This is a genomic window from Aquibaculum arenosum (assembly GCF_029222965.1).
GTDB classification, from domain to species: Bacteria; Pseudomonadota; Alphaproteobacteria; order Kiloniellales; family DSM-21159; genus Aquibaculum; species Aquibaculum arenosum.
Window position 1 is genome coordinate 92,222 of record NZ_JARHUD010000008.1, and the last position, 26,163, is coordinate 118,384.

Annotated in this window: 25 protein-coding genes; 10 read left to right on the forward strand and 15 right to left on the reverse strand. The window is 67.7% G+C overall.

Annotated elements, in window-relative coordinates:
- Positions 1-148: 148 nt before the first annotated feature.
- Both P2G67_RS13305 and P2G67_RS13310 read right to left on the reverse strand, forming a co-directional pair.
- Positions 149-1,189 carry a rod shape-determining protein gene (locus P2G67_RS13305; RefSeq protein WP_275823720.1) on the reverse strand — a complete coding sequence of 347 codons (1,041 nt, stop codon included), beginning with the start codon at positions 1,187-1,189 and terminating at the stop codon, positions 149-151.
- A gap of 313 nt (positions 1,190-1,502) precedes the next feature.
- Positions 1,503-2,453, reverse strand: coding sequence for a 3-hydroxyacyl-CoA dehydrogenase (locus P2G67_RS13310; protein ID WP_275823722.1), 951 nt, complete (start codon positions 2,451-2,453; stop codon positions 1,503-1,505).
- A 176-nt stretch (positions 2,454-2,629) separates the two neighbouring features.
- Between P2G67_RS13310 and P2G67_RS13315 the strand changes: the two genes are divergently transcribed.
- Positions 2,630-6,220: an ABC transporter ATP-binding protein gene (locus P2G67_RS13315; protein ID WP_275823723.1), complete on the forward strand. Its 3,591-nt coding sequence runs from the start codon at positions 2,630-2,632 to the stop codon at positions 6,218-6,220.
- Positions 6,221-6,403: 183 nt separating this feature from the next.
- On the opposite strand, the gene P2G67_RS13320 is transcribed toward P2G67_RS13315, so the two are convergent.
- The 4 genes from P2G67_RS13320 to P2G67_RS13335 form a co-directional block, all read right to left on the reverse strand.
- On the reverse strand, positions 6,404-7,906 hold the full coding sequence (locus tag P2G67_RS13320) for a tripartite tricarboxylate transporter permease (protein ID WP_275823725.1): 1,503 nt from the start codon (positions 7,904-7,906) through the stop codon (positions 6,404-6,406).
- 5 nt (positions 7,907-7,911) lie between these two features.
- The gene (locus P2G67_RS13325; protein WP_275823726.1) at positions 7,912-8,391 is read right to left on the reverse strand and encodes a tripartite tricarboxylate transporter TctB family protein; all 480 of its coding nucleotides are present in this window, start codon (positions 8,389-8,391) and stop codon (positions 7,912-7,914) included.
- 55 nt (positions 8,392-8,446) lie between these two features.
- Positions 8,447-9,430 carry a Bug family tripartite tricarboxylate transporter substrate binding protein gene (locus tag P2G67_RS13330; protein WP_275823727.1) on the reverse strand — a complete coding sequence of 328 codons (984 nt, stop codon included), beginning with the start codon at positions 9,428-9,430 and terminating at the stop codon, positions 8,447-8,449.
- A 233-nt stretch (positions 9,431-9,663) separates the two neighbouring features.
- A complete protein-coding gene (locus tag P2G67_RS13335; RefSeq protein ID WP_275823728.1) occupies positions 9,664-10,416 on the reverse strand; it encodes a class I SAM-dependent methyltransferase in 753 nt (250 codons plus the stop codon).
- Positions 10,417-10,481: 65 nt separating this feature from the next.
- Here P2G67_RS13335 and gloB point away from each other — a divergent pair, with 65 nt between their 5' ends.
- The 4 genes from gloB (at position 10,482) to P2G67_RS13355 (ending at position 13,173) form a co-directional block, all read left to right on the forward strand.
- Positions 10,482-11,258 (forward strand): hydroxyacylglutathione hydrolase, encoded by a 777-nt coding sequence (gene gloB, locus P2G67_RS13340; RefSeq protein WP_275823730.1) that lies wholly within the window; start codon positions 10,482-10,484, stop codon positions 11,256-11,258.
- Positions 11,255-11,728, forward strand: coding sequence for a cupin domain-containing protein (locus P2G67_RS13345; protein ID WP_275823731.1), 474 nt, complete (start codon positions 11,255-11,257; stop codon positions 11,726-11,728). The genes gloB and P2G67_RS13345 overlap by 4 nt, the downstream gene beginning before the upstream one ends.
- A gap of 113 nt (positions 11,729-11,841) precedes the next feature.
- Positions 11,842-12,828, forward strand: coding sequence for a protein-methionine-sulfoxide reductase catalytic subunit MsrP (msrP, locus tag P2G67_RS13350; protein WP_275823733.1), 987 nt, complete (start codon positions 11,842-11,844; stop codon positions 12,826-12,828).
- A gap of 24 nt (positions 12,829-12,852) precedes the next feature.
- A complete protein-coding gene (locus P2G67_RS13355; RefSeq protein ID WP_275823734.1) occupies positions 12,853-13,173 on the forward strand; it encodes an HlyU family transcriptional regulator in 321 nt (106 codons plus the stop codon).
- A 42-nt stretch (positions 13,174-13,215) separates the two neighbouring features.
- Here the strand turns inward: P2G67_RS13355 and P2G67_RS13360 are convergent, their stop codons facing one another.
- Positions 13,216-13,683: a RidA family protein gene (locus P2G67_RS13360; protein WP_275823735.1), complete on the reverse strand. Its 468-nt coding sequence runs from the start codon at positions 13,681-13,683 to the stop codon at positions 13,216-13,218.
- Positions 13,684-14,042: 359 nt separating this feature from the next.
- Here P2G67_RS13360 and P2G67_RS13365 point away from each other — a divergent pair, with 359 nt between their 5' ends.
- A complete protein-coding gene (locus tag P2G67_RS13365) occupies positions 14,043-14,519 on the forward strand; it encodes a hypothetical protein (RefSeq protein WP_275823736.1) in 477 nt (158 codons plus the stop codon).
- Positions 14,520-14,523: 4 nt separating this feature from the next.
- Positions 14,524-16,515, forward strand: a complete 1,992-nt coding sequence (gene mdoH, locus P2G67_RS13370) for a glucans biosynthesis glucosyltransferase MdoH (RefSeq protein WP_275823737.1) — start codon at positions 14,524-14,526, stop codon at positions 16,513-16,515.
- Here mdoH and P2G67_RS13375 read toward each other — a convergent pair.
- Both P2G67_RS13375 and P2G67_RS13380 read right to left on the reverse strand, forming a co-directional pair.
- Positions 16,506-17,198: an HAD family hydrolase gene (locus tag P2G67_RS13375; protein WP_275823738.1), complete on the reverse strand. Its 693-nt coding sequence runs from the start codon at positions 17,196-17,198 to the stop codon at positions 16,506-16,508. The two genes, mdoH and P2G67_RS13375, sit on opposite strands and share 10 nt — an antisense overlap.
- Positions 17,199-17,206: 8 nt before the next feature.
- Complete coding sequence (locus tag P2G67_RS13380; RefSeq protein ID WP_275823739.1) at positions 17,207-17,704, reverse strand: DUF2244 domain-containing protein; 498 nt, start codon at positions 17,702-17,704, stop codon at positions 17,207-17,209.
- Between the two features lie 119 nt (positions 17,705-17,823).
- On the opposite strand from P2G67_RS13380, the gene nth reads away from it, so the two are divergent.
- Positions 17,824-18,459: an endonuclease III gene (gene nth / locus P2G67_RS13385; protein WP_322099709.1), complete on the forward strand. Its 636-nt coding sequence runs from the start codon at positions 17,824-17,826 to the stop codon at positions 18,457-18,459.
- 7 nt (positions 18,460-18,466) lie between these two features.
- On the opposite strand, the gene P2G67_RS13390 is transcribed toward nth, so the two are convergent.
- Positions 18,467-19,048 carry an HD domain-containing protein gene (locus P2G67_RS13390; RefSeq protein ID WP_275823740.1) on the reverse strand — a complete coding sequence of 194 codons (582 nt, stop codon included), beginning with the start codon at positions 19,046-19,048 and terminating at the stop codon, positions 18,467-18,469.
- A gap of 149 nt (positions 19,049-19,197) precedes the next feature.
- Here P2G67_RS13390 and P2G67_RS13395 point away from each other — a divergent pair, with 149 nt between their 5' ends.
- Positions 19,198-19,953 (forward strand): MBL fold metallo-hydrolase, encoded by a 756-nt coding sequence (locus P2G67_RS13395; protein WP_275823742.1) that lies wholly within the window; start codon positions 19,198-19,200, stop codon positions 19,951-19,953.
- Here P2G67_RS13395 and P2G67_RS13400 read toward each other — a convergent pair.
- The 3 genes from P2G67_RS13400 to P2G67_RS13410 form a co-directional block, all read right to left on the reverse strand.
- Positions 19,898-20,818: a DMT family transporter gene (locus tag P2G67_RS13400; RefSeq protein WP_275823743.1), complete on the reverse strand. Its 921-nt coding sequence runs from the start codon at positions 20,816-20,818 to the stop codon at positions 19,898-19,900. The genes P2G67_RS13395 and P2G67_RS13400 overlap by 56 nt on opposite strands.
- A complete protein-coding gene (locus tag P2G67_RS13405) occupies positions 20,818-21,267 on the reverse strand; it encodes a GNAT family N-acetyltransferase (protein ID WP_275823744.1) in 450 nt (149 codons plus the stop codon). Before P2G67_RS13405 ends, P2G67_RS13400 begins: the two co-directional genes overlap by 1 nt.
- Positions 21,268-21,427: 160 nt before the next feature.
- Positions 21,428-22,660: a threonine synthase gene (locus P2G67_RS13410; RefSeq protein WP_275823746.1), complete on the reverse strand. Its 1,233-nt coding sequence runs from the start codon at positions 22,658-22,660 to the stop codon at positions 21,428-21,430.
- A 126-nt stretch (positions 22,661-22,786) separates the two neighbouring features.
- On the opposite strand from P2G67_RS13410, the gene P2G67_RS13415 reads away from it, so the two are divergent.
- The gene (locus P2G67_RS13415; protein WP_275823747.1) at positions 22,787-24,169 is read left to right on the forward strand and encodes an MBL fold metallo-hydrolase; all 1,383 of its coding nucleotides are present in this window, start codon (positions 22,787-22,789) and stop codon (positions 24,167-24,169) included.
- Here the strand turns inward: P2G67_RS13415 and P2G67_RS13420 are convergent.
- Both P2G67_RS13420 and dusA read right to left on the reverse strand, forming a co-directional pair.
- Complete coding sequence (locus P2G67_RS13420; protein WP_275823748.1) at positions 24,114-25,052, reverse strand: DMT family transporter; 939 nt, start codon at positions 25,050-25,052, stop codon at positions 24,114-24,116. The two genes, P2G67_RS13415 and P2G67_RS13420, sit on opposite strands and share 56 nt — an antisense overlap.
- Entirely contained in the window at positions 25,049-26,038 is a 990-nt protein-coding gene (gene dusA, locus P2G67_RS13425; RefSeq protein WP_275823749.1) for a tRNA dihydrouridine(20/20a) synthase DusA, read from the reverse strand. Before dusA ends, P2G67_RS13420 begins: the two co-directional genes overlap by 4 nt.
- Positions 26,039-26,163: the final 125 nt, after the last annotated feature.

The following is a 26,163-nucleotide window of genomic DNA, read 5'->3' on the forward strand; positions in this document are numbered from 1 at the left end:
TCATCCGATCAAGGCGGTTGAGGACCCGAATCGGTGTAGAAGGCTAAGCAATCACTGCGCCGAGGGGAAGCCCCTGGCCTGTTCGTTTTTGACGAAGCGTCACCGCGCCGGCGCGATTCTGGCGGCGCGCCGTCCAGTAGACGATCGGTCAGTAAACGGTGGTTAGAACGTTCTTCAGCGCCACCGATTCTTCCAGGCAGCGTCCGGTTCCAATAGCGACACAAGACAAGGGATCGTCGGCGATGGAGACCGGCAGGCCGGTCGCCGCGCGCAGCACGAAATCCAGATTGCCCAGCATGGAGCCGCCGCCGGTGAGCACGATCCCCTTGTCGACGATGTCCGCCGCCAGTTCCGGCGCGGTATGCTCCAGGGCCACCTTCACCGCCTCGATGATGGCGCTGACCGGTTCGGCCAGGGCTTCCGCAACCTGGCGCTCGGAGATCACCAGTTCCTTGGGCACGCCGTTCATCAGGTCGCGGCCCTTGATTTCCAGGGTGCCGCCCTCGCCGTCTTCCGGCGGACAGGCGGAGCCGATCTGCTTCTTGATGCGCTCGGCCGAGCTTTCGCCCACCAGCAGATTATGATTGCGCCGGATGTAGGCGATTATGGACTCGTCCATCTTGTCGCCGCCCACGCGCACCGAGCGCGAATAGACGATCCCGCCAAGCGACAGCACGGCAACTTCGGTGGTGCCGCCGCCGATATCAACCACCATGGAGCCGGTGGGCTCGGTCACCGGCAGTCCGGCACCGATGGCCGCAGCCATGGGTTCCTCGATCAGGAAGACCCGGCGCGCACCGGCGGCCTCGGCCGATTCCTGGATGGCGCGGCGCTCCACCGCCGTGGAGCCCGAAGGCACGCAGATGATGATCTGCGGGCTGGTGAAGGTCCGGCGGTTGTGCACCTTGCGGATGAAATGCTTGATCATCTCCTCCGCCACTTCGAAGTCGGCGATGACGCCGTCACGCAAGGGGCGGATGGCCTGGATGTTGCCCGGGGTACGGCCAAGCATCAGCTTGGCCTCGTCGCCGACGGCCAGGACCTGCTTCTTGCCCCGCACGTCGGCGATGGCCACGACCGAGGGTTCGTTCAGAACGATGCCGCGCCCCTTCACGTAGACCAGCGTGTTGGCCGTGCCGAGGTCGATCGCCATGTCGGCGGAGAGGAAGCCAAGGATGCGGGAGAGCATAAGGAGTCAGGAAGTCCCTGCGCGCGGGGGATGGAAAACTTGGCCGTAGCGAATAGCGCCCCCACCGCCCTAATGCAAGGGAGGCTTTGTCCGACGAGGCCACGCCGGAGAAAAGCCCATCCAGATGCATTCGGAGAAAATCTCGTTCAAATACAATGGGCTACACCTGACCACCTGACGCCCTCCTGGTCGGGCAGACCGGCTTGGCGCCTGTGGCCATTCCTGGGCAAGGGCGGGCGGGACAAAGGGCTACCCACCGCCTCGAGTCGACATAATCACGAGCCCGTTCGGCCCCGATCACGCAGCGAACTCGTCACTCGCCAATGTCGTCGCGCGCCCGAGCCTTGTGCCGGAGCAGCGCCATGAGGTGGCGGTCGCGCCAGCGCTGGCGCTCCTGCAGTTCGGTCTCTGAAAGGCGGGCGCGGCGTTCGCCCTCGATGGTCTCCATCACCGGTCCGGCCCAGTCGACGCGGCGCTGCATCGAGGGGAAGATACCTTCATAGAGGCCCTGATAGCGCTCAGCGTAATCGCGCACGCCGCCCGGTGCATTGAGGTCGATGGTCTCGAAGGGTCCCATGAAGGCCCAGCGCAGGGCCAGGCCCTCGCGGATACCAACGTCCACATCTTCCGCGCCGCACACCCCGTCGGCCACCAGGCGGAAGGCCTCCTCAAGCAGCGCGCCCTGCATGCGGTTCATCACGAAGCCGTCGATCTCTTTGCGCATGACGATGGGCGCCTGGCCGATGGCGCGCATCACGCTTTCGGCCTTCTCCATGGTCTCGGCACTGGTCCAAGGCGCGGGCACCAGTTCCGTCGCCGGCACCAGATAGGGCGGGTTGATTGGGTGTGCTGTGAGGCAGCGGTGACGGCCGGCCAGCCCTTCGGTGAAGAGCGAGGGAACGATGGCCGAGGTGGAACTGGCGAGAATGGTGTCAGCCCCAGCCAGGGGTTCCATCTCGGCCCAGAGCGCGCGCTTGATCTCGAGCTTCTCGGGCGCGTTCTCCTGCACCCAGTCAGCGCCTTCCAGCGCGGCGGCGAGGTTGGGCGCTGGCGCAATTCGGCCAAGCACCCTGCTGGCGTCCTGGCCGCGCAGCATGTCATTCGCCGCCAGATCGGACAGCAGGCCGGCGATGGTGTCGACTGCCTCAGCCGGCGCCGTTTCCACCGGGTCCCAGAGCCGCACCGTCCAGCCGGCGCGTGCGAAGGCGATGGCCCAGGCCCGGCCGATCAGGCCGCTGCCGACGATTGCTGTGCTTCCGCTCATAGCCTTGCTGCTCCCTGCTTCTCGAATGCCGCCCCTGTCTAGCACAGCCGGGGCACCGCCGGGGAGCCTGCTCGACAGCTTCGCCACGCCAAGCGACCGGAGAAGGCGGGTGTTCCCTTGGGCCTGGGGCGCTATGGTTGCCGGCAATAGAGAAAGCACAGCAGGCGGAGCGAGCGATGCATTTCGAGCCACGGCTTTGGGCCTTCACCAAGGGCTTGCGACTGCGCCTGCTCTGGGCAGTGCTGATCGGTCTGCTGGCCGTGGGTTTCGGCGTCGCGCGGCTGGGGCTGCTGGGCTGGCTGATCGGCGAGGTCTTCGCCGGCAGCGAGCTGGCCGCCCTGGCGCTGCCCATTGCCCTCATCGCTTTGGTGATGCTGCTGCGTGGCGCCTTCGAGCACTGGCGCGTCATGCTGGCGCATGAGACCGCCGCCCGGGTGCAAAAGCGCCTGCGCCGGGCGATCTACGACCGCATCGCGGCCCTGGGACCGGGCGCCGTCGGCCGGCAGCGCTCGGGCGCGCTGACCGCCTCGCTCATCGACGGCGTGGAACAGCTGGAAACCTATTTTGGCCAGTACCTGCCCCAGTTCCTGATCGCCCTGCTCACGCCGCTGCTCATCTTCGTGGGCATTGCCTTCATTGACCTGGCGGTGGCCAGCGTCATGCTGCTCTTCGCGCTGATCGCGCTCTTTGCCCCAGCGCTCTGGCACAAGCGCGATGCCGAGAGTTCACGCGAACTGCAGAAGGCCTATTCTGCCTTTGCCGCCGAGTTCCTCGACTCCATACAGGGCCTGGCGACGCTGAAGGCCTTCGGACAAAGCGGCGCCCGCGCGCAGCATCTGGCGGTCCAGGCCCGGGAGCTGTTTCAGCGCACCATGTGGGTGCTGGGCGGCAATGTGTTGGGCCGCGGCATCACCGACACCGCGATTGCCTGCGGCGCGGCTGCCGCCCTGGCCCTGGGGGCCTGGCGCGTGCAGAGCGGAGCGCTGGAACTGACCGGGCTCCTGATCATCCTCATGCTGGGGGTGGAGATCTTCCGGCCCATGCGCGAGCTGCGTTCGGTGCTGCACCAGGGCATGGTGGGCATGGCGGCGGCCCAGGGCATCTATCGCATCTTCGACGAAGAGCCGGAGGTAGAGGACGCGCCGGCGCGGCCGCATGCGCCCCTGGAGCCCTCGATCACCTTCGAGACGGTGCGCTTTCGCTATCCCGGCACCCGCCGCATCATCCACGAGGGCCTGGATTTCGCCGTGCGGCCAGGCGAGCGGGTGGGCCTGGTCGGCCCCTCGGGCGGCGGCAAGTCCTCCATCGTCCGCCTGCTGCTGCGCTTCTACGACCCAGAAGCCGGACGGGTGCTGCTCGGCGGGCAGGATCTGAAGGACCTGCCCTTCCACGAGATCCGCTCGCTCATCTCCGTGGTCAGCCAGGATGCCTTCCTCTTCCACGGCACGGTGGAGGAGAACCTGCGCATGGGCGCCCCGGAGGCAACCCAGGACGAACTGGAGGCCGCGGCGCGCGCCGCCAACATCCGCGACTTCATCGCCGGTCTGCCCCAGGGCTACCAGACTCTGGTGGGAGAGAAAGGCATCAAGCTCTCGGGCGGGCAGCGCCAGCGGCTTGCCATTGCCCGGGCGCTGCTGCGCGACACGCCAATCCTAGTGCTGGACGAAGCACTGTCCGCCGTGGACGCGGAGAACGAGGCGGTGATTCAGGAAGCGCTCGACCGCCTGATGCGCGGGCGCACCACGCTGATCCTCGCTCACCGCCTGTCCAGTGTGATCGACTGCGACCGCATCCTGGTGCTGGACGGCGGCCGGGTGGCGGAAAGCGGCCCGCACGACGGCTTGATGCAGGCCGGCGGCGTCTATGCCCGCCTGATGGCCGAACAGGCGCGAGAAGCGGAGAGCGGCCTCACCTTCGAAACCGGCGCAAGCGAAGCAGAGCCTGCACCCGGGGCCGGTGAAGCCCTGGCCCAAGGCGGCGGGCCATCGAGCGCCCCCACCGAAGGCATCATCAAGGCCGAGGGCCTGACCTGGTATCAGCTGGTGGGGCGGCTGATGCAGCTCATCCTGCCCTGGAAGGGTCGCTTGGCCGCCACCTTCTTCTTCGGCGTCACCCGAGTCTTCGCCTTTATCGGCGTCGGCGTGCTGAGCGCGCTGGTCGTGCTCAACCTCAAGAACGGCGAGCCCTTCGGGCACCTGCTGCTGGCGTTGGCGCTGGTGGCGCCGCTGGCGGGGATTCTGCACTGGCTCGAGTCCTGGATCGCGCACGACATGGCCTTCCGCCTGCTGGCGGAGATGCGGGTGGCCGTGTTCCGCAAACTCGACGCCCTGGCACCGGCTTATTTGGTGCGCAGGCGCACGGGCGACCTCACAGCGCTGGCCACCCACGACATCGAGTTGGTGGAGTATTTCTTCGCCCACACCGTGGCGCCTGCCTTCGTTGCCATACTCGTGCCCGCCCTGGTGCTGGTGATCCTGGCCAGCGCCAGCCCCTGGGTGGCGCTGGCGCTGCTCCCCTTCCTGCTGGCGGCCGCCCTCAGTCCCTTCCTGCTGCGCAAGCGGGTGGACCGGCTGGGCTCCGAGGCACGGGAAGCGGCCGGCGAACTCGGGGCCTTTGCCGTGGATTCCGTGCAGGGGCTGGGCGAAATCGTCACTTTTCAGCAGGAGCGGGCGCGAGGCGACGCCCTGGACAGTCTCTCAGAAAACTACATCCGCCTGCGGCTGCCTTTCTTCGGGGAGCTGACGCTGCAGCAGTCGCTGCTCGAGGTCTTCACCGGTCTGGGCGGCCTGGCAGTGGTGGTGACCGGCGCGGCGCTGTCGACGCAAGGGACCCTGGATCCCGGCCTGCTGCCGCTGCTCGCCATCCTGGCTATGGCCGCCTTCCTACCGGTGTCGGAGATCGCGCAGATCGGCCGGCAGCTTGCCGATACCCTGGGAGCCACCCGGCGCCTCCATGCGCTGATGGAAGAGCCGGTGCCGGTTACCGACGGGCCAGGGGTATCGGCCCAGCCCGGTCCAGCAGCTCTCAGCCTGGACGCGGTCACCTTCGCCTATCCCGGCAGCCACACGCCGGCGCTTTCGGCCGTGGACATCGACATTCCGGCGGGGGCGACCGTGGCCCTGGTCGGGCCTTCCGGGGCCGGCAAGACCACCACCGCGCAACTGCTCATGCGCTTCTGGGACCCGGACAGCGGCAGCATCCGGCTCAACGGCCATGCCCTGCCGGAATATCGCCTGGACGAGCTTCGCCGCAACATCGCCCTGGTGGCGCAGGACACCTATCTCTTCAATGACAGCCTGCGAAACAACATCCTGATCGCCCGGCCGGAGGCCGACGAGGCGGCGCTGCTGCAGGTGGTCGAGCAGGCGGCGCTGCAGGACCTGCTGGACTCCCTGCCCGAGGGTCTCGATTCCTCGGTTGGAGAAAGGGGCACCAGCCTCTCCGGCGGACAGCGCCAGCGGGTCGCGATCGCCCGCGCCTTCCTGAAGGATGCGCCGGTGCTGATCCTCGACGAGGCGACCTCGCATCTGGATGCCGTGAATGAGCAGGCAATCCGCCGGGCTCTGACCCGCCTGCAGGCCACACGCACCACCATCGTCATCGCCCACCGCCTGTCGACGGTGCGCGATGCCGACCGCATCCTGGTGCTGGACCAGGGACGGGTCGTGGAAAGCGGCTCGCATGAGGCCCTGCTGGACCGTGGCGGGCTCTACGCACGCCTGGTCTCGCGCCAACTCGCGGGCGCCCAGGGTGTGGCCGCGCAGTAGGGAAAACCTTACCCAGAAGGACGAATGGAAACAAAAAAGGGGCGGGCCGGGTTTGCCAAGTACCCGTGGTCTCGAACCTCCCGAGCCACGGGCCCTCTCCCTGAACTCGGCGAGGCCGGTACCACCGGCCTCGCCGCCTTTCCCTAAAGCCCCCGATCCGCTCGCGGGAGGGATGAGCCCGCCCTACCCGGCTGGTGCTTGCGCCAGTTTGCGACGCCGACGCAGCCAGCCGATGAGGGAAAAGGCCCAGATGCTGAGCACCACAACGCCCAGCCCAGCCGCGATGGGGCGCTCGAAGAAGAAGAGCAGCGAGCCGTCACCGCGGATCATGGCCGAGATGAAGCGATCCTCCAGAAGCGGACCCAGCACGATGCCCAGGATGCAGGGCGCGATGGGGATGTCGTTCTCTTCCATGAAGAAGCCCAGCACCCCAAAGACCAGCATCACCACGATGCCGTAGACCGAGTTGTTGGAGGCGTAGGCCCCCACCATGCAGAAGGCCAGGATCAGCGGCATGAGAATGCGGCGCGGCGCCTGCAACAGGCGCTTGGTCAGCTTGATGACCAGCCAGCCCAGCGGGATCATGACCAGGTTGGCCAGGATGAAGATGAGGAAGACGGCATAGATCGTCTGCGGATTGAACAGGAAGAGCGTCGGCCCCGGATTGAGGCCTTTGACGTAGAGCACGCCGATCACGATCGCCGTGATGGTGTCGCCAGGGATGCCGAAGACGAAAGCCGGGATCCAGGCACTGGATACGGCGGCGTTGTTGGCCGAGGTCGCCTCGACGATGCCTTCCACATGGCCGGTGCCGTACTTCTCCGGTTGGCGCGAGAAACGTCGGCTGATCGCATAGGCCACCCAGGCAGCAATGTCCGCGCCCGCGCCAGGCAGGGCACCGATGGTCGTGCCCAGGACGTTGCCGCGCAACTGCTGACGCCAGTAGGTGCGCAACAAGGTGCCCCACGAGCGGAAGATGTTGCCCATGCCCTTCTGCGCCACCTCCCAGGCCGGCGCGCCGGCGGCCACGGTGCTGAGCACGGTGGAGACGGCAAACAGCCCGATCATTGCCGGGATGAAGTCAATGCCCGCCAGCAGGTCGGAGGAGCCGAAGGTGAAGCGCGGCACGCCGGCTGGGTTGTTGAGGCCGATGGTGGCCACGAACAGACCGATGAACAGGCTGATCAACCCCTTCAGCGGCGAGGAGGCACCGATGAAGACGGCGCAGGTCAGCCCGAGCAGGGCCATCCAGAAGTATTCCACCGACGAGAAATTGAGGGCAATTTCCGCCAGGGTGGGTGCAGCGAAAATCAGCACCGCAGTGCCGAAGAGGCCGCCCAGCGCCGAGTAGAGCAGGTTGGCGCCCAGTGCCAGTTCGGCCTGACCCCGTAGGGTCATGGCGTAACCTTCGCCGGCATAGGCGGCCGAAGCCGGCGTGCCGGGGATGCGCAACAGCGTACCGGGTATGTCGCCGGCAAAGATCGCCATGGCGGCGCAGGTCACCATCATGCCCACGGCCGGAACCGGGTCCATGAAGAAGGCGAAGGGCACAAGCAGCGCCGTCGCCATTGTCGCCGTAAGGCCGGGAATGGCGCCGACCAGCAGGCCGAAAATGGCTGCGGCGACGACGGCACCAACGACCTGCCACTGCAGGACGAGGTCGAAAGCTTGGCTAATCGGGTCCATCGTGACTACCAGGGCAGATAGGGGATGATGCCGTAAGGCAGGGGAACCATCAGCAGACTGCGGAAGATCAGGTCCAACACAAAGGTGCCGCCGACGGCAAAGAGCAAGGCCTGCCACCAGGGCACCTGGAGCAGGCGAAAGAGGATCAACGTCATCAAGGCCATGATCGGCAGGAAGCCGATGGGCCGCGACAGCAGGATGTAGCCGATCATCACAGCGATGGTGATCAGCACCGCCAGGATCGCGCCCGGCTTCTGCGTCCACTCCGTGCGCATCACCAGGGGTTCGCGGCCTGCATGAGGACTGCGCAGGTGCTGGAGCACCAGCGCGATGCCACAGGCGGCAAAGCCCAGCGCGATCAGCAGCGGAAAGAGGCCCGCCCCAAAGCGCTGCCCGGGAATGGCAGGAAAGGTCATAGCAAACCCGGCGAGGACCACGGCAAACGCCAGCAGCACCGCGCCGAGCATCATATCGTTAAAGCGCATCTGCGGGTATCCGATCGAACCACCGCCGCCGAAGCGGCGGTGGTCCTTGTCTCGATCAGTCCTGTCGGAGGCCGACGGCTTCCATGATATCGCCCATGCTCTGGTTGCTTTGATCCATGAACGCAGCGAAATCGTCGCCCGCGGCCCAGCGGATGCCGTAACCCTGCGAGGCCATGAACTCCTGGTAGTCGTCGCTGTTATAGACGGCTTCCAGAGCGGGGATCAGGGTATCGACCACCTCTTGCGGCAGGCCCTTCGGCCCGACGATGCCTCGCCAGGCACCCATGGTCCAGTCGCTGTCGGTCTCTTCCTTCAGCGTCGGGAGGTCCGGATAGAGGTCCGCACGCTCTTCCGACATCAGGCCGAGGGACTTCACGCGCCCGGCGTCGATCAGAGAACGGGCTTCCGGCAGGGAGCAGGGAACCAGGTCCACGCCGCCCGCGACCATGTCCTGCAGACCGGAAGCTGCGCCGTCGCTCGGAACCCAGCCCACGGCGTCGGGCTCATAGCCCAGATCATAGAGCATGCCGGCGAGCGCCAGATGCCAGATGCCGCCCTGGCCGGTGCCGGAGGCCTGGAAGCCGCCCGGGTTCTCTTCGATGACATCCAGGAGGTCCTGGAGGGTCTCATAGGGAGAATCAACCGGAACGTTCACGGAAGCCGGGTCCTCGTTCATCAACGTGAGGGGGGTGTAGCCCTCCCAGGTCAGGTCGGTCAGACCCTGCCAGTGCATCATGTTGATCTCGACCGTGGCGAGACCAAGGGTGTAGCCGTCCGGGTCCGCTTCGGCGATGGCGGTGTGACCCACCACGCCGGAACCGCCGGTGCGGTTCACCACGTTGACCGAGGTGTCGAGTTCACCCTCAAGCACCGAGGCGATGATGCGCGCCGTGGCGTCGGTGCCACCGCCGGCACCCCAGGGCACGATGATGGTGATCGGACGATCGGGATAGGCCTGGGCTGGCTGCGCCATCGTCACCGTAGCAGCGACGCCGAGCGCCAGCGTACCAGCCAAACCGAGCATTGTTCTCCGGAGCATTCCATACCTCCCGTGTGTTGGTCATTTGTAGGCGCGCATGCTTCCACGAAAAACCAGTGGCATGCAAGAAACTCTGGTACCAGCCGGTAAGAATAACACCAGAGCCAAGCTTCCCTGATCGAAATCACAGAGCTATCGGAGCAGCGACGCAAACTGGTTTTATCACATTGATGTTTAACGGTTTTCGATTTCAACCTGAACCCGGAGGTGGCGCGGATGAAATACGATCTGGGCTATCGCGCGCTCCGCCGCGCCGGGCTGGGTGCAGCACTGACAGGCATGGGCAGGACAAACGCCCGCTTGCGCCGCTGCCGCGCCGCCAGCGGCCGCACGGCATAGAGTTGCTTCTTCGCTTCCAGCAGATTGACCCCGGCGACTTGGGGGAACCAGCGCTGTCCGAGCCGCTCCCAGGCCGGCGCCGTACCCAAGAGCCAGCGCCAGGAGGTCGGGGGCACATAGAGCGCCTCGCGCGCCTCCAGGGGCGTGAAGAGGTGCTCGCGCAACAGGCGCGATAGCTGAGACGGGCTGTAGGGCCGTCCATGACCGAAGGGCGTGCGATCGAAGCGCGCCCAGAGCCCGCGCCGGTTGGGGGCCACCACCAGCAACCGTCCTTCGCCATCGAGAACCCGCCAGGCCTCGCGCAGCAGCGCGTCGAGCGACTCGCTGTGCTCCACCGCGTGCACCAGCAAAAGCCGATCCACCGAGCAGTCGGCCAGGGGCAGCATCCCTTCCTCCACCAGCGTGCTGGCGAAAGGGCCTTCGACCGGCCAGTGCATCACACCCTGGCGCGTCGGCATGAAGGCGAGAACCCGATCCGCCTCGTCGCGGAACTGCCGCATGTAGGGCGTGGCAAAACCGAGGCCAAGCACCACGCAACCCGAGACATCGGGCCAGCGCTGCCGCACCTGGCGACGGATAAGATGCCGCGCCACCTGCCCGGTGTGCGTCCGGTAGAACTCGGAAAGGCCAAGGACATCGCTGGACATGGCGCAAGGCTAGCACGAGCACGGCGCGGGTTGGAGCAGCGCGGTGGCTTTGCTATCTATGAAGCATGACCCAGCTTCAGATCCACCAAATCCCCGTCCTAAACGACAACTACATCTACCTGGCCCATTGCCCGGCCAGCGGCGCCACCGCCGTGGTCGACCCGGCCGTGGCCGAGCCGGTGCTGGCGGAAGCCGAGCGCCTCGGCTGGCAGATCACGCATATCCTCAACACCCACCATCACGGCGACCACGTGGGCGGCAACCTCGAGATCAAGGACGCCACGGGCTGCACCATCATCGGCCCGGCCTACGATGCAGAGCGGATTCCCGGCATCGACGTCGAGGTGCGCGAAGGCGACCAGGTCACAGTGGGCGAGGCGGAAGCAGAGGTGTACTTCGTTCCCGGCCACACCCGCGGGCACATTGCCTTCTGGTTTGCCGACTCCGATGCGCTCTTCTGCGGCGACACCCTCTTTGCCCTGGGCTGCGGGCGTCTTTTCGAAGGCACGCCGCCGCAGATGTGGCAATCGCTCAAAAAGCTGCGGGCCTTGCCTCGGACCGCGAAGGTCTACTGCGCCCACGAGTACACCCAGGCCAACGCCCGCTTTGCCCTGTCGGTGGAAGGCAACAACAGTGCCCTCAAGGCGCGGGCGGCAGAAGTCGACGCGGCGCGCGCCCGCGGCGAACCCACCGTGCCCTCGACCCTGGGCGAGGAACTGGACACCAACCCTTTCCTGCGAGCCGATGATCCTGACCTGGCGCAGGCCCTGTCCATTTCCGACGGCGATCCGGTGCAGGTTTTCACCGAGGTACGAGCGCGCAAGGACGTCTTCCGCGGATGAGCAGCAGCACGATTGACCACGCCAATCTGCCGGAGACTGCGCGCGATCTGGTGCTCAGGCTCAACATGCAGCGCCATCCCGAGGGCGGCTGGTTCAGCGAAACCTGGCGCGACCAACCGGCCGAAGGCGGGCGCGGGGCCGGCACCGCGATCTACTACCTGCTCGCAGCCGGCGAAGCCAGCCACTGGCACCGCGTCGATGCCACCGAGATCTGGCATCATTACGCTGGGGCCCCGCTGGAGCTTGGGCTGTCCCAGGACGGGGCCAGCAGCCACCGGCTGGTTCTGGGGACGGATCTCGCTGCCGGTGAGCGGCCGCAGGTCGTGATCCCCAAGGACGCCTGGCAGAGCGCGCGCAGCCTGGGCGATTGGACCCTGGTCGGTTGCACCGTCTCCCCGGCCTTCGAATTTTCCGGCTTCGAGCTGGCACCCCCGGGCTGGTCGCCGCAGGATTGGGCGCAGCAAGGCTGAGCCCGCGCTGGGGCGCGGAGACTCAATGGACCCGGCACGCCCAGTGCTGACCACAGCTTCATGCTGCTCGCCGCGCCGATCTGTGCTACACTCCCACGAATGGGAGGTCCGTCATGTGGATCAAGCGCCGTCCCGACTGGGACATTCCGGAATCTCAGGTCACCCCCGAATCGATCTATCGCCAGCGCCGCCGCTTTCTCACGCAGGCAGGAGCCGGAACGGCACTGGCCCTGACCGCCGGTCTGATGGGCCCCGGCGCCCGGGCCCTGGCGCAGGAAGGCAGCCAGGAGCCCTCGGCCGGCCTCTATCCCGTGCGCCGCAACGAAGCCTATGCGGTTGAACGCGAGCTGACCGAGGAAAAGCTGGCTACCACCTACAACAACTTTTATGAGTTCGGCTCCTCGAAGAACATTTGGCGCCAGGCGCAGGAAATGCAGCTGCGCCCCTGGACCGTCGCTGTGAGCGGCTTGGTCGAGCAGGAACGCAGCTTCGACATTGACGAACTGCTCGCACACATGCCGCTGGAGGAGCGGGTCTACCGCTTCCGCTGCGTCGAGGCCTGGGCCATGGTGGTGCCCTGGTCGGGCTTCGAGTTGTCGCATCTGGTGGCACTCGCCCGGCCCAAAGCGGAAGCGCGCTATCTGCGCTTCACCACGGCCGAACAGCCAGAAGCCATGCGCGGCCTGCGCGCGAGCTGGTATCCCTGGCCCTATCAGGAAGGCCTGACCCTGGCCGAGGCACGCCACCCGCTCGCGTTTATGGCCAGCGGCATCTACGGCAAGCCAATGCCGGCACAAAATGGCGCGCCGCTGCGGCTCGTGCTGCCCTGGAAGTACGGCTTCAAGTCGATCAAGTCGATCGTTGCCATCGAGTTCCTGGCAGAGCGGCCGACCACCTTCTGGGAGACCATTGCGGCCAACGAGTACGGCTTCTGGGCCAACGTTAATCCGGAGGTGCCTCACCCCCGCTGGTCACAGGCCGAGGAGGAGATCCTGGGCACCGACGAGAAGGTGCCGACCCGGCTTTATAACGGCTATGAAGAGCAGGTGGCCGGCCTCTATGCCGACATGGACGGCGAGGCCGAGAAACTGTTCATGTAGGCCGCGCCGTGCTTTACTGCGGCCATGACTGGATTTCTGTCACGACTGTTCGGCGGCGGCCCGGCGCGCGAGCCCGCAGCTGCCGCCTCGGAAGAGGCTGAACCTCTCGACTACAAGGGCCTGACCATCGAACCGGCCCCGGTGCAGCAGGACGGGCAATGGCGGGTGGCCGGCACGATCCGCAAGGATGCCGGCACCGACCGCGAGATGGAGCGCGTCTTTCAGCGCGCCGACTGCTTTGCCTCACGGGAGGACGCGGTGTCCTTCACCGTGATCAAGGGCAAGCAAATCATCGACCAGCGCACCGATCTCTTCGCCGACGGGGAGCCGACGGGCCGCGCCTGACCCCCGGCACCCCATGGAGTGGTGCCGAGGATCAATTCGGGCCTACTCGATCTCGGCGACCGCATCCACTTCGACGGTCACGTCCAGCGGCAAGCAGGGCGCCGCCACTGCTGTGCGGCAGTGGCGACCGGCATCGCCGAACACCTCGACCATCAGGTCGCTGGCACCGTTGACCACCTTCGGCTGGTCCACGAAGTCGGGTGTCGAGGCAACGAAGCCACCCAACCGCACCACGCGCTTGACCCGGTCGAGGTCGCCGTCACAGGCGGCCCTGAGCTGGGCGATGATATTGATGGCGCAGTTGCGCGCCGCTGCCTGAGCTTCCTCAGCGCTCTGCTCCGCCCCGGCCTTGCCGGTATGGCTGGGCTTGCCGCCAACCAACGGCAGCTGTCCGGAGAGGAAGACGAGGTTCCCGCTCTTCACAAAGGCAACATAGTTCGCCACCGGGGCCGCGGGCGTCGACAGTTCGATTCCCAGTTCGGCGAGGCGTGCGTCGATCTTTCCGGCCATGGGCTGTTGTCTCCTCCTGAAGAAGCCGTTTGTGAACAAGGCCCTGCTATAGCGGCCCTGCGCTTGCGAGACCAGCACCGCCGCCGACACGGGCTTGTGTGAGCGCGACCTTTCGGGGCTGGAGGATCACCACCATCTGCGCTCTCAGCCCGCTGCAAAGCAGCCCATCAAGGGCATCGCACGCGTGACGCCCCGCATGTCCCAACAAGGTCATAGAAATGCACACCGGGGCCACGCCATCTCCTGTAGCGGGCGGAGTACACCGTTCCGTCCAGGGGTCGGAGCCAAACCGTCCGCTTCCGTGTTTCATCACGCAAATACTCTGCACAGCAACAACCCATGGGATTCAACGCAACTGCATGAAACCACCCATTCCCTATTCACGCGCCAACGCACCCTTGCGCGAGCGACTGACCCTTCTTGGCGTGGAGGCGGCGGTTGATCAGGCCGCACTCCAGGCGCGGATCGAGCGGCACCGCCTGGCCGGGGAAAGCTTGAAGGCTGCCTACGAACGCCAGCTCCTGGAATGGTTCGACGCCCAGGCCATGCGCATCGAGGCGCCGAGCACGGCCGGCACCGCGCGCAGCGTGGCAGCCGCTGAGGCTGCCGTTGCCTTGAGCGGGGTCGCCGCACGCTGGCCGGAACGCTTCTTGGCGACACGGCCGCTACCGGTCGAAGATCTGCGCCGGCTCTACGCTGCCTTGCCCGATCCGGCGCCGCCGGTGCGCCCACGTGCCATGCCGGAACAGCCGTTGCAGGCTTGGAGCCTGCGCGACCTGCTGCCGGCACCCTCTCTCCCGCGCCTCCCGCAACGCGCCCGGGTGCGGCTGAGCTGAAGTCATGGAAACGCGCGGTTTGGCGATCACCGCCGCCCTGCGTCGCCTGGCGGTCCTGGGCGGCAGCCTGGCAACCACGGCTCTGGCGGCCGTGGCCTTCCAGGAGGCGCTGGGCTTGACCCAGCCGGGTCCGGCCGAGTGGCTCTACACCGCTCTCTTTGCCTTTCTGACTTTCTGGCTGGCGCTGTCCTTCTGGAATGTGCTGGTGGGATTCTTTGCCGCGCTCACGCGCTGGCCACAGCCGGGCTTGAACCCAGACACGCCGGATGGCCCGCTTCCGGAGCGGGTGGCGGTGCTGATGCCCGTCTACAACGAGGATCCCAACCAGGTTTTCGCCAACATCGCAGCCATGTACGAGGGGTTGGCCCGACGCCCTGAAGGCCAGCGTTTCGACTTCTTCGTCCTCAGCGACACCACCGACCCGCGGGTCTGGGTGGCGGAAGAGGCCGCCTGGTTCGCGGCGCGCCGGCTGCTCAAGGGCGCCGGCACGCTGCACTATCGGCGGCGCAGCCAGAACCTGGGCAAGAAGGCCGGCAACATCGCCGATTTCTGCCGGCGCTGGGGCGCGCACTACGAGGCCATGGTGGTGCTGGATGCCGACTCCCTCATGGCGCCCGACACACTCATCGCCATGGCACGCCGGCTGGAAGCTAACCCACGGCTGGGTCTGCTGCAGGTGCCGCCGACCCTCGTCAACCGCTCCAGTCTCTTTGCCCGCCTGCAGCAGTGGGCGAGCCTGGTCGCCACCCCGGTTCTGGCCGAAGGTATGGCCTTCTGGGGTTTGGGACAGGGCAACTTCTGGGGCCACAACGCGATCATACGCACCCGCGCCTTCACTGAAAGCTGCGGCCTGCCGGAGCTGCCGGGGCGCAAGCCCTTCGGCGGCCACGTGATGAGCCACGACTTCGTTGAGGCCGCCTTGCTGGTACGGGCCGGCTGGGAGGTGCGCATGGCGCCCGACCTCGGCGGCAGTTGGGAGGAGCCACCGCCCACGGCGCTGGACCATGCGATGCGCGACCGCCGCTGGTGCCAGGGCAATTTACAGCATGCCAAGGTGCTGCCGGCACGCGGACTGCACTGGGTGAGTCGCCTGCATCTGGCCCAGGGAATCATGGCCTATCTCGCCTCGCCGCTCTGGCTGGCCTTCCTGCTGCTGGGCCTTGGCATCGCCGCCGGCCTGTCGCTGAGTGGGGGGGCCGCCGCGACCGCCGATGCCGCGCCGAGGCTGGCGAGTGCCCTGCCGCTGGTCAGCGTGATTGCGGTTCTGCTCTTTGCGCCGCGGGTTTTGGGTCTCCTGCTGCTCCTGCTGTCGCCGCAGCGGCGCCTCGTCGGCGGTTCGGTGCGCGCGCTGTTCTCCACACTGCTGGAAATGTTCTCCTCGATCCTGCTGGCGCCGGTGATGCTGGTCTGGCATGTGCGCTTCGTTTTCGAGGTGCTGAGCGGACGCGACGGCGGCTGGAGCAGCCAGCACCGTGAGGATGGGGCGATGCTGCCCTTCGGCCTGGCCTTCGCCGCCACGCGGGCGCAGTTCCTGGCCGGCCTGGTCGCGGCACTGCTTTTGCTGATGATGCCGCTCGGCCTGGCTCTCTGGTTCTCGCCCATTGTCCTCGGCCTGCTACTGGCGCCGGTGACGCTCTGGCTCGGCTCGAGCCCGGGATTGGGGCGGGCGGCACGGGCTCTGGGCCTCTTCCTCATTCCCGAGGAAAGCGCACCGCCTCGGGTGCTCCAGCGGGCGCGGGAACTCGATGCGCACCCGTTGGTCGACTTGCCGGATGGCGGACTGCAGGCATTGCTGCGCGACCGGCGTTTGCTGCTGTTGCACCGCGCGCTGGTCGCCGCCGCCGACGATCCGCCGGCGCCCGACCTGCTGCGCCGCGCTCTGGTCAAGCAGGCAACGGGCCAAGCCCTGGAGCGGCAGGAAGAGGCGGCCCTGCTGGCCGATCCGGTGTCGCTAAGCCGGCTGCTCCGGCGACCGGAGCACTCGCCTCAGGGCTGAACTTCAAGCGGCCGGCGCGCCACATCGCGGACGAGCAGCCGCGCCAGGTCTTGCGCATCCTCGGCAATCCAGCCCGCCCCCGCGGCGCGCAAGCGCTCGCCCTGCCCCGGCAGGCTGTGACTGGCACCCAAGAAACCGATCACCGGAATGCCGGCCGTCCGCGCCGCTTGCACCCCGGTCACGCTGTCCTCGATCACCAGTGCCTCCCCCGGCGCAAATCCCATGCGCTGGGCGGCGTGGGCGTGCAGATCGGGGGCCGGCTTGGGTCGGGGCACTTCCTCAGCGCTGAAAACGGCCTCTGCCGCAAAGCTCTCCGACAAGCCCGCCAGGCGCAGGGTTTCGCGCAGCCGCGCCCGGCTGGAGTTGGAGGCAACGCAGCGCGCCCCCGCCAGATCGCCCAGCAGTTCGGTGATGCCGGCAATCGGCCGCAGCTCGCGCGCGAAGAGGCCGAGGCTGTGGTCCAGCACGCGCGCCAGGATGTCGTCAGGCAGGGTTACCCCCCGCTCCCGCCCCACGGCCTCTGCCAGCATGGCATCGGTGTAGCCGGTGTAGCGCGCCGCCATCTCGGCCTCGTCGTAAGCCACGCCACAGTCGCTCAGCACCTCACACCAAGCCCGCGCTGACAGCGCCTCGCTGTCGATCAGCACACCATCGCAGTCGAAGATCAGCAGGGACGTGGTCATGGCAGGGGTCAGACCGTCGCCCGCGTGCGCAGGATGGCGCGCTGAAGCGCTTCCGCCAGGGATATGCGCTCCGCCGGCGCCAGGAAGCGCCCGATGATCAGGCGGCGGCCGTGGCTGGTCAGCGCAAGCTGCGGGTCCGGGCCGTGCGGCGGCAGCAACTCGACGCGCAGCCAATAGGGCTGAAAGCTCCAGGACTGCGCCCGGCCGCGATGGTCGATCCGGCGCACCTCGAGGCGCTGGCGCGTCAACGCCAGGGTCTCACAGCTGCTGCCCCGGCGATAGTTAACCCGGAAGGCCAGGAAGAGCAGCAGGAACTCCAGCCCCATGAAGCCGATCACCGGCCAGGCCCCGATCAGAAAGAAGCCCAACCCCAGGCTGAAGCCGAGGAGGGCCACGGCGGCCATGAGAAGATAGAACCCCCGCGGCGAGAGGGAGCGGTGCGGTGTCAGCACGGCGTCGAAGATCAGCTCTTCCGCAGCCGCGCCGTCTGGCGATTGCTGGCTCATGTCGCCTAACATAGGCCCGGCTCGCCCAAACGGCAAAGCCGCGTTATCGTGCGCAGCCGTGCGTTTTCATCTCGCCTCGATTCACCTCGCAAAGATCGTCACCAACACCGGAAGTCCCCATGCGCAAGGCCGATATCGTCGCCTTCTTCGACCGCCTCGCCGCCGCCCTGCCCGAGCCCAAGGGCGAGTTGGAGTACAGCAATCCCTACACCCTGCTGGTGGCCGTCGTGCTGTCGGCTCAAGCCACCGACGTGGGGGTCAATAAGGCAACCCGCGGCCTCTTCGCCGTGGCGGACACGCCGGAGAAGATGCTGGCCCTGGGCGAGGAGGGGGTGCGCCAACACATCCGCACCATCGGCCTTTTCAACACCAAGGCCAAGAACGTCATCAAGCTCTCGCGCATCCTGGTGGAGGAGCATGGCAGCGTCGTGCCGCAGGAGCGCGCGGTGCTGGAGAAGCTGCCGGGCGTGGGGCGCAAAACCGCCAACGTCGTGCTCAACATCGCCTTCGGGCAGCCGACGATCGCCGTGGACACCCACATCTTCCGCGTCGGCAACCGCACCGGCCTGGCACCGGGCAAGACGCCGCTGGAGGTGGAACGCAAACTGGAGAAGGTGGTGCCGCCCAACCGCCGCCTGCACGCCCACCATTGGCTGATTTTGCACGGCCGCTACATCTGCAAGGCGCGCAAGCCCGACTGCCCCGCCTGCATCGTGAACGACCTCTGCGCCTACAAGGCGAAGACGGTGGCGTGAGCTCCGCTCAGGCTGCCGTGACGTTCTGCCCGGCGAAGGGGCTGCGGGCGAAGATGCGGCGCACCATCGGCTCGAAATGCTCCAGTGGCAGGTGGTCGTAGTCGGGGTCGAAGCAGTTCTGGTCATAGAGCGCGCAGAACTCAACCGTGCGCTCATAGCAGGGGTGGTCGCGGTAGCGCTCGCGCTCGTTGCGGTCGCCGCCCAGGTGGTGGAAGTAGTAATAGCCCTGGAAGATGCCGTGGTGCTTCACCATCCACCAGTTCTCCTCAGAGACGTAGGGACGGAGCACGGAGGCGGCGAAGTCGCTGTGGTTCCAGGGCGCCAGCATGTCGCCGATGTCGTGCAGCAAGGCGCAGACCACATACTCCTCATCCCGCCCGTCGCGCGCGGCCCGGGTGGCACTCTGCAGCGAGTGGGTCAGGCGGTCGACGGGATAGCCGTCGAAGGAGCCGGCGAGACCGCGCAGCGACTCGAGCACCCGGTCCGGGAGGGCCGCCGTCTGTTCCTCGGCCAGGCGGTCGAGCAGTTCGTAGTCCTCCCGCGTCCCCTCTTCCATGCGGGTGAAGCTGACTGTGCGCGCGGTTGTCATGGGTGGCTCTCCGATGGCGGTGTCTCAGATACCCGATTTGTAGCAGCCCCGGCGCCCGCGGTCATGACCGGGAGGGGCGGCGCCTTGTCGTCGACAGCCATGCGCCACACCGGGCCTGCGCACCGCCTCCATCCTGCTATACTGCGCCCATGCGCATCGCCACCGCCGAAAGCTGGTACGAGACCCGCAGGCTGCCCGACGGCCTGACCTGGATCTACGAACCGCACATCAAGCCCTTCTACCGCTGCAACATCTGGCATCTGCGCGGGCGTGAGCGCGACCTGCTGATCGACAGCGGCAGCGGCAGCGGCCTGGTGTCCTTGCGCCGGCAGGTGGCACTGCTGGCGGAACGGCCGTTGCTGGCGGTCGCCACCCACACGCACTTCGACCACATCGGCAGCCATCACGAGTTCGCCGAGCGCGCCGTCCACGCGGCCGAAGCCGAATTGCTGGCCCGGCCGGAGCGCAAGGCCACCCTGGCCGATCCCTATGCCACAAAGGAGATGTTCGAGGCGCTGCCGCCCGGCGACTGGGACGAGGGGGCCTACCAGATCGCCCCGGCCCCCGCGACGCGGCTGCTGGAGGAAGGCAGCGTGGTCGACCTGGGCGATCGCCACTTCGAGGTGCTGCACCTGCCCGGCCACTCGCCCGGCTCCATCGCGCTCTGGGAGGCCGCCAGCGGCATTCTTTTCTCCGGCGACACCATCTACGACGGACCGCTGGTGGACGACTGCCGCGGCGCCGAACTTGCGGCCTACCGCCGCTCCCTGGAGCGCCTGCTGGAGCTGCCGGTGCAGGTAGTCCACGGCGGGCACTTCCCGAGCTTCGGCCGGGAGCGGCTGCGCGCGCTCATCCGCGCCTGGCTTGAGGGGCGGCCACCGCCCGAGGCGGCAGCAGGATCGTAGCCGCCGCGGCCAACACCAGCGCCAGTCCCAGCCAGTCGCCCAGCCCCGGGCGCTCGCCCAGGAAGATCATCGAACCCAGCACACCCACCGCCGGCACCATCAGCGTGCCCATGGAGGCGGCCCCCGCCGGCAGGCGGGGCAGAACGCCGAACCAGATGAAGTAGGCCAGCGCCTGGGCCAGGATCACGTGATAGCCGAAGGCGAACAGCGTCGCGCTCTGCAGCGGCGCCGGGCGCGGCACACCCTCGAAGATCAGCATGCCGACCGTGCCGCAAAGCCCGCCCAGCAGGAGCTGCCAGGCGGCCACGGTCATGGCGGGTGCCGAGACGGGAAAGCGCTTCAGAAGCACGGTGCCCGCGCCCCAGCCGACGCCCGCGATCAGCGCATAGAGCAGGCCGAGCGAGAGCCCGCCGCCGACGATCAGCGGCCAACCCAGCGCGGTCAAGCCCGCCAGTCCGAGGCCCAGGCCCAGCAGGCGCCGCCGGTCCAGTGCTTCACCCAGCACCACCGCGGCCAGCAGCGCAGCCCAGATCGGCATGGTGAAGGTGACGATGACGATGCGCGAGGTGGGCGCCACGAGCTGCGCGAAGGCGAGCAGGATGTTGAAGGCGGCGATGGAGAGCAGGCCGGTGACGATGAGCTGCGGCCATTGGCAGCGCGACACCCGCAGGGATCGCCCGGTGAGCAATGCCAGGACGACCAGGAAGGCGCCGGCACAGAGCATGCCGGCCGCCCGCAGGGTCCAGGGCGCGATCTCGTCCAGCGCAATGCGCACCGCCGGCCAGTTGAAGCCCCAGAGCAAACCCAGCAGCGGCACCAGCGCCAGGGTGGCGCCGGAGGGACGGCTTTCGCTCTCGCCCACCATCAGGGCGTGAGGTCGTAGGTCACCCAGTCCGTGCGCCGGGCCAGCCGGTCATAGACGGCCCGGGCGCGGTAGTTGTCCTCCTTGGTGATCCAGCGCACCAGGTTCCAGCCGCGTTGGCGTGCGATCTCGGCCACCGCCTCGATCAGCGCCTGGGCCGCGCCGGAGCCGCGCGCCGCCGGATCGACGAAGAGATCGTCCAGAAAGCAGCCGGTCGAGGCCATCAGCGGCCGGCTGTAGGGCCGGAAGTGGGTGAGGCCGATGGGCGACCCGGCCGCATCCAGCGCCAGCTGCCCCTCCACCGGATGGTCCGGGTCCTGGATCCAACCCCAGACCCGCGCACGCATCTCCGCGCTCTGCTCCACCTGGTAGAAGGCGGCATAGCCGGCATAGAGCCGCTCCCAGTCCGGCCGGTGCGCCGCTTCCGGCGGCACGATGGTGATCTCGCTCATGCCTCGCTCCCGCAGTTGCAGCGCCCTGGTTAGCCCGGAAGCGGTCCGGCCGAAAGGACCGCTGGAGCCCTTTCTCTGGTGCCAATTATGCCCGGGCTTACGCTGGCTCCGGCGGCATTTCCCGGCCGAGGAGGAAGAGGCGATGTTGACCCGCCTCGCACTACAGGGTCGCGTAGTCGATGGGCGCGTGGCGGTCGAGGCTGCGGGTTACATCGGGCAGCGGATACTTCAAGCCCGTGGCGCAGTTGAAGAGCACGGCGCGTTCGCCCGGCTGCACCCGCCCGTCGGCCCGGGCCTGCTTCCAGGCGGCGTAGGTCGCAGCCCCCTCGGGGCAGAGCAGCAGGCCCTCCGCCTCGGCCACCTCGGCGCGTGCCGCCATGATGTCAGCGTCGTCGAGGGCAATGGCGAAGCCGCCGCTCTCGCGCACGGCGCGCAGGATCAGGAAGTCGCCCACGGCCACGGGCACGCGGATGCCGGCGGCAACCGTGTGGGCATTCTCCCACAGCGGCGCCGTCTCCTCGCCGGCCTCCCAGGCGCGCACGATGGGGGCGCAGCCGCTGGCTTGCACCGCCACCATGCGCGGGCGCTTGGCCCCGATCCAGCCCATGGCCTCCAGTTCGTCGAAGGCCTTCCACATGCCGATCAGGCCGGTGCCGCCGCCGGTGGGATAGAAGATCACGTCCGGGACCTCCCAGCCGAGCTGTTCGGCCAGTTCCAGGCCCATCGTCTTCTTGCCCTCGATGCGATAGGGCTCCTTCAGGGTGGAGACGTCGAACCAGCCGGCCGCAGCCTTGCCCTCACCGACGATCTTGCCGCAGTCGTTGATCAGGCCGTTGACCCGCCACACCCGGGCGCCCTGGGCCGCGATCTCGCGCACATTGATCTCCGGCGTGTCCTCCGGGCAGAAGACCGTGGCGCGCTGTCCGGCGCGTCGGGCATAGGCGGCCAGTGCCGCGCCGGCATTGCCATTGGTCGGCATCGCCAGGTGCTCGAGGCCGAACTCCTTCGCCATGGAGACCGCCAGCGCCAGGCCGCGGGCCTTGAAGCTGCCGGTGGGCAGGTGCCCCTCGTCCTTGACCAGGAGCGTGCCGGCCTCGCCGCCCAGCGTCGGAAGGTCGACCAGCGGCGTCACCACCTCGCCGAGGCTGATGCGGTTTTCGGCCTTCTGTACCGGCAGGAACTCGCGGTAGCGCCAGAAGCCCTCGAAGGGCCGCGCCGCCAGGTCCGCCTTGCGCGCCGCCGCCTTCAAGCGCTCCAGGTCATAGCGCACCAAGAGGGGCTTGCCCGCCTCGGAGAGGTTGTGCGGGCGTCCGGCCTCGTAGCGCTTGCCGGTCCAAGAGCATTCGAGGTGGCTGACGAAGGTCGGCGTTTCGGCCGCGGTGGGGCTGGTCATGGCGTTTCCTCGTGCATTCTTCTTCACCCTTGGTAAGGGCTGCTTGCGTCGGCGGCAAGTGGGGCTTCTTATCCCCCGGCAGCGGCAGTAGGATGCGCCCCGCGTCGCCGGTAAAGGAGTCTGTGGGTGCGGCTTGAGACCATAGGACATGCAACCCTGCTGCTGCAGGATGCGGCCGGCGCGCCGCTGCTGGCCACGGATCCCTGGTTGACCGGCTCCACCTACTGGCGCAGCTGGTGGATCGAGAACTATCCCGGCCCGGCCGAGATCGCGCGGCTGGCGGCCTCCCCCTGGCTCTACATCAGCCACGAGCACCCGGACCACTATCACCCGCCCAGCCTGCGCCTGCTGCGCGACCAGGGCGCGGACCCGCAGGTCCTGCTGCCGCCCTTCCTCTCCATGGGCATGGAGGGGCACCTGCAGGAGTTGGGCTATCGCACCCGACGCCTGCCGGAAGAAGGATGGCTGCGCCTCGCCCCCGACCTGCAGGTCCTGTCGATCGCGCTGTGGAACAACGATTCCATCCTGCTGCTGGACACGCCCGAGGCGCTGATCGTCAATCTGAACGATGCCAAGCCCGATGACCGCAGCCTGCGGCGCCTGGGGGCTCTGCGCGCGGCCCTGGGCAAGCGCTGTGTGCTGCTGCGCAGCTACTCGCCGGCCAGCCCCATGAACTCCTACTGGCAGAACGGCAAGCGGGTCGAGCGCGGTGGCAAGCGCGGCTATGTGCGCGCCGCCGCCAAGGCCTGTCGCCTGATCGGCGCCGACGATTTTGTGCCCTTCGCCAGCCAGGTGGTCTTTCGCCGCGCCGACACCGACTGGGCCAACGATTTCAAGGTGCGCTATGCCGATCTGCGGCGCTTCTGGGGGGCGCCGGCCCGGCTGCACCAGCCCTACAGTTGCCTGGAGTTGGGCGGAGCCGAGGTGACGCGCCAGGATCCGGCGACCTTCGATCCGCATGTAACCGCCCGCACCCGGGCGCTGGTGGCCGAACAGGAAGAGGCCAACCGCCAGGCCCGCTTCACGCCCAAGGATCACGCCAGGCTAGAGCAGAGCCTGCGCCAGCTTCGCAGCCTGCTGCGCGCCTGGCTGCCCAAGGGCTTCTCGATCAAGGCCGACGGGGTGCGGCTTTTCTGGAACAGCCTGCGCGGGCGGCTGGAGCAGCGGGACAAGCATAGCAAGGCCGGGCATTTTACTCTCAGCATGCCGCTGCTGCCGCTGAAGCAGGCCGCCACCTTCGGGCACCTGGGCGACCTCTCCATCCCCATGTTCACCCGCATCGAGCTGCACGGTCCCACCCGGCCGCGCCGCGTGGATGTCTTCTTTATGCTGCTGATCCTGCGCGACTACGGCTATCTCGGCGCGCCCGGGCGCACGCTGCGTTGGCTGCGCTGGGCGGCGAAACTCCGCCTGCAGGCCCGGCGGCCACTGCCGCGACCCGATGCGGCGGCGCCTACTTCCGCAGCCGCGCCGCAGGCAGGCGGCCTCGCACCCGCTCGCGGAAAGTGATGTAGAGCCCGCTGGCAATGATGACCACAATACCCAGCCAGGTGATACGGTCCGGGAAGTCACCGAAAACGAAATAGCCCAGCGCCGTCGCCGCCACGATCTCGGTGTAGCCGAAGGGTGCCAGCAGCGTTGCCGTGCCCTGCTCGAAAGCCTTGATCAGCAGGAAGTGGCCCAGCGCTGCGCAGAAGCCCATGGCGGCAAGATAGAGCCAGTGATGCGGCGCCGGCATGGTCCAGACGAAGGGCTGCAGGAAGGCCAGCACCAGAGCGCCCACCAGCGTGGTCACCGTGAGCGTCGCCAGCGGCGGCCCGGAGCGTGAGAGGCGTCGTGTGACCAGCAGGAAGAACCCGTGCGACACGCCCGCACCGGCGGCCAGCAGCATCGCCAGGTCGATCGATCCGAAGCCCGGCCGGATGATGATCAGCGCCCCGGCAAAGCCGACCCAGACCGCCGCCCAGCGGTGAATGCCGACGCGCTCCTGCAAGACGAAGGGCGAAAGCGCGGTGACCACCAGCGGCGCAATGAAGACCAGGGCCAGTGCGTCAGCGATGGGTGCCATGGAGATGGCGCCAAAAAAGAACAGCGAGGAGGCCGCGGTGAGCAGGCCGCGTAGGAACTGCAGCGCCGGCTGCTTGGGACGAAAGGTGACGCGCGGCCCGTAGCGATAGAGCGCAAAGGGCAGGATGAAGAGCAGCCCGAAGACGAAGCGCGCCCAGGCCACCTGCTCCACCGGCAAGTCCCGGCTCAGCAGCTTTGCGAAAGCGTCCATGAAGGGCACGACGGACATGGCGACGACCATCAGCAGGATGGCCACCGCCGGCCGCTCTTCGCCGCCTGCGTCCCGTCCCCCCGGCCGATCCGTGCGCCCGTCCGCCTCGCTCATGCGGCCCGCCGCAGTGCCGCTGTCTGGATGGCCTCATAGGCCTGGTCCAGCACCTCCGGGCCGGCGCCTGCCGCCGCTCCCTCGCTGAGGCACCTCCGCCAGGCCCGCGCTCCGGCCACGCCGTTGAAGAGGCCGAGAATGTGCCGCGTGACCGCCTTGACCGGCACGCCCTGCTCCTGCAGCGCCCACAGCCAAGGCCGCAGGGCCGCGACCACCTCTTCCCGCTCGGCACAGGGGTCCGGCGTGCCGAAGAAGCGGGAGTCCACCCGGGCCAGCACCCAGGGATCCTGATAGGCGGCCCGGCCCAGCATGACCCCGTCCAGCCCCGGCAGATGCGCAGAGGCACTGTCCAGGTCCTGCAGGCCGCCGTTGAGAATGAACTGGAGCGCGGGAAAGTCCTGCTTCAGCTGCGCCACCACCTCGTAGCGCAGCGGCGGGATCTCGCGGTTCTCCTTGGGGCTGAGGCCCTGCAGCCAGGCCTTGCGGGCGTGGACGATGAAGCGTTCGCAGCCCGCCGCGGCCACCAGATCGACGAAGCGGTGAAGGGCTTCGTAGCTGTCCTGCTCGTCGATGCCGATGCGATGCTTCACCGTCACCGGCAGCCGTGTCGCCGCCTGCATGGCCGCAACGCAGCGCGCCACCAATTCCGGCTCGGCCATGAGGCAGGCGCCAAAGCGCGCATTCTGCACCCGGTCACTGGGGCAGCCGACGTTCAGATTGACCTCGTCATAGCCCCAGTCCTCGGCGATGGCCGCGCATTCCGCCAGCGCGCCCGGATCGGCCCCACCCAGCTGCAGCGCCAAAGGCCTCTCGGCGGGATCGAAGGCCAGAAAACGCTCCCGCTGCCCGCGCAGGATCGCACCCGTCGGCACCATCTCGGTATAGAGCAGCGCCCGACGCGTCAGCAGCCGATGAAACCCTCGGCAATAGCGATCCGTCCAGTCCATCATGGGGGCGATGGAGAGGCGGGGATCCAGTTTTTCCATGCTGTTCAAAGTTCTATCAACGCCTGCCCTTGCCGATTCACTGGTAAACTGGATCAGCTTCGCTCATCGGGCAAGAACAACGGCATCATAGCATGACTGACATCAGGGATTCGCGGTCCACCCCG